Raw genomic sequence first — 11012 nt, 5'->3', positions numbered from 1 at the left:
AAGCGCTGGTATCCTGTTTGCAGCGTTTTTTGGCGCGATGTGTAGAAGTTCTTAGGCAGTTTGACTTTCCGTTAAAGGGACGGAGCGACACTGTTTGAGCCGAACGGCGAGTTTGGAGTGGAGTCCCTTTCGCCCTTAGGAAAGTCGGACTGCCTTAGAACTTCTGCATCGTGACATCTAGCAGCAAATAGGATACCAGCGCTTTCTCATGGACCGGGAGACCACCATGAACTAGTGTATTAAACAGCAATTACCAAATATTCATCACATGCTGCATCCCAAGACTAACAACCGTAATCCCAACCCAGCAGCATCCACCAAGCAGAAGTGGTTTTCCACCTGACTTGATCAGTTTCACAACATTACTGTTAAGCCCGATCGCAGCCATAGCCATAATGATAAAGAATTTAGATAATTCCTTTAACGGAGCAAATACATCTGCGCTCACGCCCATACTCATACATACAGTAGTAATCACTGCTGCGATGATAAAGTATAAGATGAACATAGGAAATGCTCTCTTTAAGCTGAATTTGTTAGCTGTCGCATCTGCAGTTTCAGCGTTAGCTGCAGATTTTGCACGGATCAGAGATAATACCAGTGTGATTGGAATAATTGCCAGTGTACGGGTAAGTTTTACCGTAACGGCAGTATTCAAAGTTTCGCTTCCGAGATTCCACATACTGTCCCAGGTAGAAGCAGCGGCCGTAACGGAAGAAGTATCATTAATAGCAGTTCCGGCGAATAATCCGAAGGAGCTTCCGCTTGTAGTGTCAAAGCCAAGTGCACTTCCAAGTACCGGGAAGAGTACAGCCGCGATAACATTGAAGAAGAAGATAACGGAGATTGCCTGCGCAACTTCAGTATCATCTGCATCGATGACCGGTGCAGTGGCGGCGATTGCGGATCCTCCACAGATGGATGAGCCGACGCCTACAAGAATCGAAGTATTGGATGGGACATTCAGGATCTTGCGGAGCAGCCATGCAAGAATCAGGGAAGTACTGATCGTGCATACGATGATCGGAAGAGATTGCTTTCCGGTCTGTAAGATCACACCAAGATTCATACCAAATCCAAGCAGGACAACAGCAGTCTGTAAAATAATCTTGGAAGTCCATTTGATACCGGATTCGGCTTTGCCCTTATTGGTCCATACTAACGTAATCAGCATTCCGGCAAGAATCGCAATGACAGGACCACCGACAACGGGAAATATCTTTCCAAGAAGCCAGGAAGGTACTGCAATCACAAAGCAGACCAGAATACCAGAAAGGTTTTTCTGAATAAAGTTCATGTTGATTTCCTCTTTCTCATTTCTTTTGTGTATGTAAATTACTCTAGAAATTATAGCACCGAATAAAACGATCAGCAAGAAGAACGCATACAATAAATATAGGAATAGATGACAAAAAAGATGAATATATATTTTTTTATAGTGTAATATGAAAACTATATTTGAAAGAGTATAGGACAAAGCGTATAATAAAAATACAAGAGAAAAATTAAGATTGGCAAAAATGGAAGCGTATATAAAAGCGAAAAAGGACCGGAGTGGAAAGATTGTCTATGACCAGGAATTCCGGGCTATGACAAAGAAGGGGGAATACCGCTGGTTTCGTACGACAGGGAGAATGACGGAAGAAAAGAAAGAAAAGACGGCTACATTTTATGGGATGCTGATGGATATCCAGATGCTTGCAAAAGCAGTAAATAATATAAAAATGCAGCAGGCATAATAACGTTGCTCTTCCTGCTGTCTGACAGGAATTAATTATGAGAAAGATACGAAGATGCATACATGTGTGATTGAACAAGTGTGGAAAGATGAATAGAAGCATTAAAAATGACGATGAACGAAGAGATGCTTGTTGCAAAAAGGAGAAAAAGTATTATGATGACAAGAGCGGAAGCACTGGCATATGGAATGTCGTTTGACAATGTATATGAAGAAAGACCATTCCGTGATCAAAACTGGCAATTGGTAAGAGTAAAAGGAAGCAAAAAAACATTTCTCTGGATCTACGAACGTGACGGATATATCAATCTAAATGTAAAAGTAGATCCTCAGTGGAGGGATTTCTGGCGTTCGGCGTATGAGTCGGTGACAGCCGGATACCATCTGAATAAAGAACACTGGAATACGATTATACTTGATGGAAGCATTCCGGAAGAAGAAATCAAAAGAATGATTGCAGAAAGTTACGATCTGATTACAGAGAGTCCGACAAAGAGAATCTATGAGGCGGTAAAGCGTATCCCGAAAGGGCATGTGGCAACATACGGGAAGGTTGCAGAGATGGCGGGGGAACCAAGAATGGCAAGGGCGGTCGGAAATGCACTGCATAAGAATCCGGATCCGGAGCATATCCCGTGCTTTCGGGTTGTCAATGCAAAGGGAGAACTGGCCGGAGCATTTGCGTTCGGAGGAAAGAATGTGCAGGCGGAACTTCTAAGGGCAGATGGAATCGAAGTGGTAGATGGTAAGGTTGATTTGAAAAAGTATGGAATATAGAAAATGAGCCAGAGGGATAAAAATGTTTTTATCTATCTTCTGGCTCATTTTTTATATTCCAAAGTATGCAAGAGAAGAAAAATAAAAACACTTGACATATTCGAGATATCAGGTATTGAATCTTGTAACATTTGTAGTTACACAGTTTGCAATGGGAATCACGGTTCTGATCGCAAGATATCTTGGTGAGAAGAGACCGGAGCAGATCGGATCGGTCATGCAGGCTCCGAAAGAGGCTGTTGAGCTGACATCTGTATATGTGCGTATCTGTGGAGGAGGTATCTTCTTCATCATTGCATACATTATGAGTATCCAGCCGGATGCAAGTCTGACGAAGATTGGTCTTGCGGCGCCGGTATCGACGATGGTGGGAATTGTGCTGAATGTGGGATTTTATATTTATCTTGGAAAGCGGGAGAAGAAAATAAGTAAAAAATAAAAATATTATTGTGATTATGATAAAATTAAGATAAAATATAGATAATAAAAATGAAAGGAGAGGAAGAAATGATTCAAATTCGACCAGTTTCTGATTTAAGAAACAAATTTCCTGAAATTGAAACAATTGTAAATAGTGGGAATCCTGTGTATTTAACGAAGAATGGTTATGGTTCTATGGTGGTTTTAAGTTTAGAAGAGTATGCAAGTCTTACTGACAATGTAGAAATGAAACTTGATGAAGCAGACAGGCAGGCGGCAGCAACTGAGGAAAGACTTTCTCATGAAAGTGTATTTAAGAATGTAAGGAGCGTAATACAAGGAAAATAAATCGTATCAACTTCGGTATCTTCCGATGTTTGAGACGGATTTGTTAAGTACAGTAAATTATATTACAAATGTTCTGAAAAACGAAGATGCAGCGATTCGATTAGTTGATGATATTGAAAGTGCTATTTTGAAAAGATTGGAGAATCCTCTCGCTTTCGAACCATATCATTCTATGAAAAAGAGAGAGTATCTATATTATCGAATTTATGTGAGAAATTATGTAGTATATTATGTTGTTATTGGAACTGTTATGGAAGTAAGACGCTTGATATATGGTGCGAGAGATACAGATCGTCATTTATAAAATAGTAGATTGTAATTGACGGGAGGAAAATTACATATTGTACAATCCACAATTAGATACATTCTTATGCGTAGTAGAATCCGGATAAGAATGTGCAGAAGCTTTTGAAAGCAATCAGAACGATCAAAGGTACAAAAGAATCGTAAAGAAAAATAATTCTAAAAAATAAAATAAGACATGCATATAACCGAAAGGTTTACACTGCATAACAAAGCGAGACTTCTGAAACAGTCCCGCTTTTTTTATACTGGAATTATAAAAGAAAGGGGCACAAAACTATGAAAAACTTTGTATTTGAAAATACAACAAAAGTATATTTTGGCGAAGGTTGTGTGAAAGAATATCTTTCCTGTAAAATCAGAAGAAGAACTGGCACTGTTACTTCTTATGCCCTATGAGATGGCAGGAGAAACGGCACATGAATGGATTGGCATGGCAATCTTTATCCTGTTCATCCTGCATCATCTGATGAACCGCAGATGGACAGGCAATATCAGAAAAGGCAGATATACATCGGTGCGCATAATACAGACAGTGCTTGCATTCGTATTATTGGTTCTGATGATTGGTTCGATGGTAAGCGGGATTCTGTTATCCAGACATATCTTCAGAGGTGTGAATATTGCAGGTGCGGCGAATCTGGCACGGAATGTACATATGATCTGTGCGTACTGGGGATTTGTACTGATGGCAGTGCATCTTGGAATCCATTGGAATATGTTTATCGGGATGTTGCAGAAAAGGAGCGGAACATGGATCGGGAAGAAGCTGTGGGCATTGCGCATTCTTGCATTTGCAATCGTAGCTTATGGAATGCATGCATTTGCCGGACGGGATATCACAGGAAAATCTGTGGAGGATATGGTATATGAAGCACAGAGAAAGGTGATTCTGTAACTTGCGGATAAGGAATCTTGTGTTATCATAGGAAGAAATGCAGACTTTATACTGAAAGACAGAGATGATGTGCTGAATGTGTTTATCCATGGAGATATGCCGGAAAAGATACAGCGCATCAGCCGGTTATATCATGTTAGTGACCAGGAAGCTGCAAAGCTGATAGAGGATACAGATAAAAGACGCATGACAAATTACAACTTTTATACAGAACAGAAATGGGGAAAAGCCAGCAATTACACGTTGTGTCTGAACAGTTCACAGCTTGGATATGACAGGTGTGAAGCAATTATTATGGAGTGCAGATAGAGCCTGAGGGGACATCAAAAATATCCAGAGATAATTAGAAAATGAAAATGATTTCCAAATTATATTGACAAGATAAAATTGTGTGATAAAATGAAATGATTTCCAAATTGAAAAGGAGAGGTCAAAATGGCAAAAGCCAGATATAAGACAAAACAGATGACTGAGTTACATACTTTTCTGCAATCGGTGCAGGGACAGCATGTTACTGTACAGGAAATCAGAGATTACTTCAAAGACCGTGAAATTGCAGTCGGAACGACAACGATATACCGGATCATGAGAGCTGCTATCATTGCAAATGCGAAAAATGTGGAAAACTGATCCACGTTCAATGTAGCGAGGTGGAGAGCCTGAGCAGACACATGACAGAAAAAAACGTCTGCAAAAGATTCCACTACAGAAAAAAATACAAATAATAAAATAAAAGTTGTTACAACAATTACAGGCTAAATAAAAATGAAAAGAAGATAAAAATGAAACAAGTTGCAAAAAAGATAACAGAATACATAAAGAAAAGTAAAAGAGCAAAAATATATGGGATATTTTGCATCCTATATCTAATCGCAGTCATATTTGTCATGAATGATGCATGGCTGTATCAGACACCAATTGCAAAACTTACAAACGTAGAGACAAGCGTAGCAGGAGAGAATAAAAGCACTCGCGGAACACAGGAAAAAAGATATAAGCAAAAAATCCGGGGTGTGATATTAAATGGAACGAATAAAGGGAAAATCGTTGATTTTTCTAACGAATATACTTATACAGGAATGTTAAAACAGAAATATCACAAAGGGGATAAAGTATTGCTGAATGGATCTGAAAGTAATGTGGGATCCAGTATACAGAGTGTGAAAAGAGATACAGAACTTGTTGTTTTGCTTGGTCTTCTCATACTTGTACTGATGACGATTGCAGGAAAGAAAGGTTTGCTTACAATCGTGACAGTGGGAATCAATATTGCGATATTTGCAGCAGGATTTTTAAAAAGTGGTGATGATGCGGATGTTGTAACAATCTGTAATAAAATGGTGATTTTCTTTACTGTTGTCACATTGATCGGGTTAAACGGACTTCACAGGAAGACGTGGGCGGCCTTATTGTCAACATTATGTATACTGGCAATGATCATGGGGATATTTGATGCAGTGATCAGTCATACTGCGGAATTGGATTATTCTACAATGGAATATCTGGGGAGTATTGATAATCCGGATGAGATTTTTCATGCGGAGATCCTGCTATCCGGGCTTGGAGCGATCATGGATGTTGCAGTGGCAATTTCTGCGGCTTTGAGTGAGATTGTCACACAGAAACCGGATGTAACATTCCGGGAACTGTTCCGGTCCGGAAGAGAGATTGGATACGATATTATGGGAACGATGATCAATGTACTGTTGTTTGTATTTGGCTGTGGTCTGATTCCAATGTGCCTGATCAGGATGAATAACAGTGTCCGGTTTATGACGATCATCAAATTGCATATTCCGTGCGAATTATGCAGATTCTTCGTGGAGAGTATTGGAATTGTACTTGCAATACCGGTATCTATCCTGATCACAGCTGTGCTGATGAAATTGACAGTAAGGAAGGTGAAGAAGACATGTTGATGATATTAGGAATGATCCTGTTGTGTTTGATCGTGATTATTGGCGGAGACAGAGGAGTGATATCATTGATATCACTGATAGGAAATATGCTGCTGCTTAGCCTGGCTATCTGGCTGATGGCAGCAGGAGCACCGGTGCTTCTGGTCACAGTCGGAGCAGGGATAGTTATTTCATGTGTAACACTTTTCTATCAAAATGATACAAATGTGAAGACAAAGAGTGCATTTGCAGCAGTAGCGATTACAATGACAATCCTCTTCTTCTTTATCTATATGGTGGTGTGGAGAAGTGAGGCAGGAGGACTGAATGAAATTCAGGCTGTGGAAGATGATGTATTATATTATAATATGAATCTGGATATCAGTATGAGAAATGTTGCGACAGCTGTAATCATACTTAGTACACTGGGAGCGGTGCTTGATATGGCACTTACGGTTACAACTTCCGTTTACGAGGTCAGTATTCACAAACCGGAGATAAAACTGACAGAACTTGTAGAAAGCGGGATGCAGATTGGAAGAGAAGTAATCGGAACAACAGTGAATACATTGTTGTTTGCGTATCTTGGAGAATCGTTATTATTATTTTCTTATCTGAAGATGCAGGATTATACACTGGAAACATTATTAAATTCGAAAATATTATTTCAGAACTGTGTATCTATGATATTTGGTGCGATCGCCTGTGTGCTGGTGATGCCGGTTGCGGCGGTGTTAGTCGGAAAGCGTATTAAATCAGCATAAACTAATTATCCATTTACGCCTTCTAAAGATAATTAACGATACAGCAAGCCTGAATAATTCCTCTGTGGTAAGCAATGTATACACACCAACAATTCCCCACTTGAATACATATGCTGCAAGCAGACACAGAGGAATTCCAATACACCATGTGCCAACAATATCAATGATCATAATGATTTTTGTGTTACCGCCGCTTCTTATAATCCCTCCGCCAAGTATCATATTTTCTACCTTGACCGGAGCATACAAGGCAAATACGATAAGCAGTATCTTTCCAAGCTCTTTTACGCTGTCATCAACACGATATAATCCGGTATATACGTCAGCCAAAAGAATGAGCAAAGCCGATACCGTTACTGCACCAATTAAGCCTGCATACATAATTTTCTTTGATTCTGTGTAAGCCTCATCATATTCTTTTCTGCCAAGCCTCTTGCCAATCATCACACCGGCAGCCGCCGACAATCCACTCAGTGCTCCTACGATAAGTCCTTGTATCGGACCGGTAAGTGTATAAGCTGCAAGGTTTGATGTGCCAAGATGCCCATAAACAGCCGACTCCACATTTTGCCCGAGACTCCATAAAAATTCGCTGATCAGAATCGGCAGAATCATGATCAGATAATCCCAGAGTGTGATTTTTTTAAAATGTAGAGACAATATCGGCGTATCTCCCTCTTTTCTGATACATAAGACAAATCCGATAACAATAAATACTAGGTTAAACAACTGCGAAATAAGTGTGGCAATCGCAGCTCCCTTTATTCCCATACATGAAAATCCAAATTTTCCAAATATCAGCAGATAGTTCAGTCCTGTGTTTACAACAACTGCTCCAAAGCTTGCCAGAAATGGTATCGTGGCATGTTCTTTACAACGCAGCCAGGAGGATAAAATATTGCTGACAGCCATTGGAATATAAGAAAACGCTACGATTCTAAAATAAACTGCGCCAGTATTTATAATACTCATATCTTTCGTATACAGTCCAAGAATCTGCGACGGAAAAACTCCGGCTGCAAGCAGGAACAATGCTGATATCATAATTCCGCAGATGAGGCTCACATCAAAACTGCACCATGCCTCTTTTGTTTCTTCTGCACCAATAAACTGAGCAATTAATATCCCGGCAACCGTGCTTACCGCACCGATCACCACTGAAAAAATCAGCGAAAAATTACCGCATAATCCAACTGCCGATATATTTGTCTCGCCTAACTGTCCGATCATGATCTGATCAACAATTGAAAATGATGCCTGCAGCATACTTTGCAATGTGACAGGAATTGCTATTTTACACAACGATTTCATAAACTTTGACATCATAATTTCCTCGTACTTTCCCTTTTTATCAAATCAACCGGTAACACGATTTCTGTCTTATATTCTGCTCCATCGCGCATTGCCTCCAGACATTCAATTGCTGCTTTCGCCCTTAAGCTGGCTTCCTGATGAATCGTTGTGAGGGAAGGATTGCTTTCCCTGTTTGCCATGTTATCATCAAAGCCGATGATCTGGATATCCTCCGGAATCCGAATATTCTTTCCTTTTCTGTCTTTGGTATCTCCCATCTATAGGTTTCTCCTTGTTCAAAGGCTTTGCGAAACCCCTCCATGCGCTCTTTATCCATGCAGATGAAATTATCTGCTATGCATAATGCTTTTTTATGTCCCAGTTCCTTCAAATATTTCCCGGCCTGATAGCCGCCGTTATAATGGTCGATGACCAGATTTACTACCTTTGAGCATTTTTCAAAATAGCCATCATACACTACAAATGAAATCCGCATCTGATTTCTGAGGCTTTCATAATCAGCTTCACAAAATCCGATCAGAATCAGTCCATCCATATTCCACATGGATGCAAATACCGGAATCTCTCTGATATCAGATGTCGTTTTTATCATCAGAAAATATCCTTTTTCATTCACTTCATGGGAAAGAGCATTCAGCGATGACATCACAAATCCATCCTCTAAAACCCTGCCCTCATACTTTTCATGGTCATTCACTACCACTCCGATGATTCTTGAATTATTTCTCGCAAGCAAAATGCCAGCCATATTCGGGATATATCCCGACCTTTCAAGTTCTTGCTGGACGCGTTTTACCGTCTTATCTGAGATCTTTTCTGTTTTGCCGTGAATCACTTTTGAGACAGTAGCCGTACTAAGACCTAACGCATCTGCAACATCTACGATTCTAACCCTGTTCTGTGTCATTTTCATTCCTTCTTCTGCAATATTATGATTATAATGGTACATTATAAATGTGGGATTTACAAAGGTTAAGCGCATAACCCATTACAAAATTTGCATTCGATTTTTGTGAGTTTTTATTATTATATTACACATTTTCCTCGGGCTACTATTTACCTTCTTGTCTTAGCATATAAGACAAAAAGTAAAATATAATTGACATTATGAAAAAGAAATGTTACTTTATAAATGGAGGTGAACATAAATTGGCAAAAAATATTGCGATTAAAGTGGCAAGGGCTCAAAAGGATATGACGCAAAAAGTCTTAGCAGAAGCTGTTGGTGTTTCAAGGCAAACGATAAATGCTATCGAAAAGGGAGAATATAATCCGACAATAAAACTGTGTCGTAAAATTTGTCGCGTATTAGATAAACGTTTGGATGATTTGTTCTGGGAGGATGAAGAGGATGAAAATTAGGAAAATGCAAAGTAATTTAGATGAACGACAGGAACTAAAACTTCTTAAAATTGAACATAATGGATGTTGGATTGCTTTTTGGGGATTGCTGATTGTAATGTTAATACAAATGATCGTGGGGAATGACAGTATCAAGAATCTTGCCGGAGAATGGGTTGTATTTATGAGTCTTGCATTATATCTTTCAATTGATTGTATTCGAAATGGAATTTGGGATAGAAAATTAAAACCGAATCTCAAGACAAATATCATAGTCAGTAGTATTGCGGCAGTATTGGCAGGGATTATATGGTTTGGTGTTTCCTATCGGAATTACCATAAACTTATTGGTTCAATTGCAACTGGAATTATTATGTTTGTGCAGGTGGAAATCTTATGTTTATTAGCATTAATGATATTTTCTAAAATATATAAAAGAAGAGTACAGAAACTTGAGAAAGATGAGTGATATATGAAGTAGAAGGTTGTGGAGGAATTACTTAAGAATAGTGATTATGTTTCCATGCATTGTCCATTGTCAGAAAGTACAAAACATATGATCAACAAAGACACTTTATCACTTATGAAGCCATCAGCATTTATCATTAATACTTCAAGAGGTGCACTTATTGATGAGGATGCTCTTATAGAAGCATTGGAAAATGGTACGATTGCAGGAGCCGGACTTGATGTTCAGGAAACTGAACCACCAGAAGAAAACAGTCCTCTTTATACTATGGATAATGTCCTTTTGACACCTCATATGGGATGGAAAGGCCTTGAGACAAGACAGCGGTTGGTTTCTATTTTGGCAGATAATATAAAGAAGTTTATAGAAGAGAATCCAATCAATGTTGTATCGGGACTATAGTATCTGACTAAAATCTGTTTTGATTGACAATTACCGTGCTATTCCAGTATATTTAATCCATAAAGCAGATAGAAACTCCCAGATGTGCAGGTGAACAGACATGAAAAATATCCATAGCATTGAATTTTATACTGGAAGCAAGGAAGAATTGCTTCCCGGTTTTGAAAAAGATTTTCCCTATATCGCTTCGAGGGCAGAACTCGACAAGTATATAGGGGGGTATGTACCGTGGCACTGGCATAGGACAGTGGAACTTTTTTATATGGAAAGCGGCAGCATTGAATATGATACGCCAGGAGGAAAAATATTGTTTCCTGCTGGAAGCGGCGGCATGATAAAT

The 11012-nt window shown here is 39.2% G+C and carries 13 protein-coding genes and 4 pseudogenes; 14 read left to right on the top strand and 3 right to left on the bottom strand.

All coding sequences use genetic code 11. From position 1 onward, the window contains the following. Positions 1-250: 250 nt before the first annotated feature. Positions 251-1297 (bottom strand): YeiH family protein, encoded by a 1047-nt coding sequence (locus ACWJAF_RS13445; RefSeq protein WP_296094215.1) that lies wholly within the window; start codon positions 1295-1297, stop codon positions 251-253. 223 nt (positions 1298-1520) lie between these two features. Here ACWJAF_RS13445 and ACWJAF_RS13440 point away from each other — a divergent pair, with 223 nt between their 5' ends. The 10 genes and pseudogenes from ACWJAF_RS13440 (at position 1521) to ACWJAF_RS13395 (ending at position 7146) form a co-directional block, all read left to right on the top strand. Continuing rightward, positions 1521-1739, top strand: a complete 219-nt coding sequence (locus tag ACWJAF_RS13440) for a PAS domain-containing protein (RefSeq protein WP_448864614.1) — start codon at positions 1521-1523, stop codon at positions 1737-1739. Positions 1740-1894: 155 nt separating this feature from the next. Continuing rightward, entirely contained in the window at positions 1895-2515 is a 621-nt protein-coding gene (locus ACWJAF_RS13435; RefSeq protein ID WP_296033598.1) for a methylated-DNA--[protein]-cysteine S-methyltransferase, read from the top strand. A 91-nt stretch (positions 2516-2606) separates the two neighbouring features. Next, positions 2607-2954 carry a hypothetical protein gene (locus ACWJAF_RS13430; protein WP_448864612.1) on the top strand — a complete coding sequence of 116 codons (348 nt, stop codon included), beginning with the start codon at positions 2607-2609 and terminating at the stop codon, positions 2952-2954. A 68-nt stretch (positions 2955-3022) separates the two neighbouring features. Further along, a complete protein-coding gene (locus ACWJAF_RS13425) occupies positions 3023-3283 on the top strand; it encodes a type II toxin-antitoxin system Phd/YefM family antitoxin (protein ID WP_296094206.1) in 261 nt (86 codons plus the stop codon). 25 nt (positions 3284-3308) lie between these two features. Further along, positions 3309-3587, top strand: coding sequence for a type II toxin-antitoxin system RelE/ParE family toxin (locus ACWJAF_RS13420; protein ID WP_448864611.1), 279 nt, complete (start codon positions 3309-3311; stop codon positions 3585-3587). 387 nt (positions 3588-3974) lie between these two features. Continuing rightward, positions 3975-4289, top strand: a pseudogene (locus ACWJAF_RS13415) (DUF4405 domain-containing protein); the annotation flags it as partial. Positions 4290-4403: 114 nt separating this feature from the next. Next, a pseudogene (locus tag ACWJAF_RS13410) lies at positions 4404-4793 on the top strand (cytidylate kinase-like family protein); the annotation flags it as partial. 126 nt (positions 4794-4919) lie between these two features. Continuing rightward, complete coding sequence (locus tag ACWJAF_RS13405) at positions 4920-5114, top strand: transcriptional repressor (RefSeq protein ID WP_448864609.1); 195 nt, start codon at positions 4920-4922, stop codon at positions 5112-5114. Positions 5115-5266: 152 nt separating this feature from the next. Beyond that, on the top strand, positions 5267-6403 hold the full coding sequence (locus tag ACWJAF_RS13400) for a YibE/F family protein (RefSeq protein ID WP_448864607.1): 1137 nt from the start codon (positions 5267-5269) through the stop codon (positions 6401-6403). Continuing rightward, the gene (locus ACWJAF_RS13395) at positions 6397-7146 is read left to right on the top strand and encodes a YibE/F family protein (RefSeq protein ID WP_448864605.1); all 750 of its coding nucleotides are present in this window, start codon (positions 6397-6399) and stop codon (positions 7144-7146) included. The genes ACWJAF_RS13400 and ACWJAF_RS13395 overlap by 7 nt, the downstream gene beginning before the upstream one ends. Here ACWJAF_RS13395 and ACWJAF_RS13390 read toward each other — a convergent pair. Continuing rightward, a complete protein-coding gene (locus ACWJAF_RS13390; RefSeq protein WP_448864603.1) occupies positions 7138-8469 on the bottom strand; it encodes an MATE family efflux transporter in 1332 nt (443 codons plus the stop codon). The genes ACWJAF_RS13395 and ACWJAF_RS13390 overlap by 9 nt on opposite strands. Next, positions 8469-9367: pseudogene (locus ACWJAF_RS13385) on the bottom strand (LacI family DNA-binding transcriptional regulator). Before ACWJAF_RS13385 ends, ACWJAF_RS13390 begins: the two are co-directional and overlap by 1 nt. Before the next feature lie 242 nt (positions 9368-9609). On the opposite strand from ACWJAF_RS13385, the gene ACWJAF_RS13380 reads away from it, so the two are divergent. The 4 genes and pseudogenes from ACWJAF_RS13380 to ACWJAF_RS13365 all read left to right on the top strand — a co-directional run. After that, positions 9610-9822 (top strand): helix-turn-helix transcriptional regulator, encoded by a 213-nt coding sequence (locus ACWJAF_RS13380; protein ID WP_022076184.1) that lies wholly within the window; start codon positions 9610-9612, stop codon positions 9820-9822. Then, a complete protein-coding gene (locus ACWJAF_RS13375) occupies positions 9812-10270 on the top strand; it encodes a DUF6773 family protein (RefSeq protein ID WP_448864601.1) in 459 nt (152 codons plus the stop codon). Before ACWJAF_RS13380 ends, ACWJAF_RS13375 begins: the two co-directional genes overlap by 11 nt. 18 nt (positions 10271-10288) lie before the next feature. Beyond that, on the top strand, positions 10289-10672 hold the full coding sequence (locus ACWJAF_RS13370) for a 2-hydroxyacid dehydrogenase (protein ID WP_448864599.1): 384 nt from the start codon (positions 10289-10291) through the stop codon (positions 10670-10672). 100 nt (positions 10673-10772) lie between these two features. Next, a pseudogene (locus tag ACWJAF_RS13365) lies at positions 10773-11012 on the top strand (AraC family transcriptional regulator); the annotation flags it as partial.

The organism is Dorea sp. (assembly GCF_977044405.1).
The sequence above is the reverse complement of the archived record's forward strand: the minus strand, read 5'-3'. Positions and strand labels throughout refer to the sequence as shown.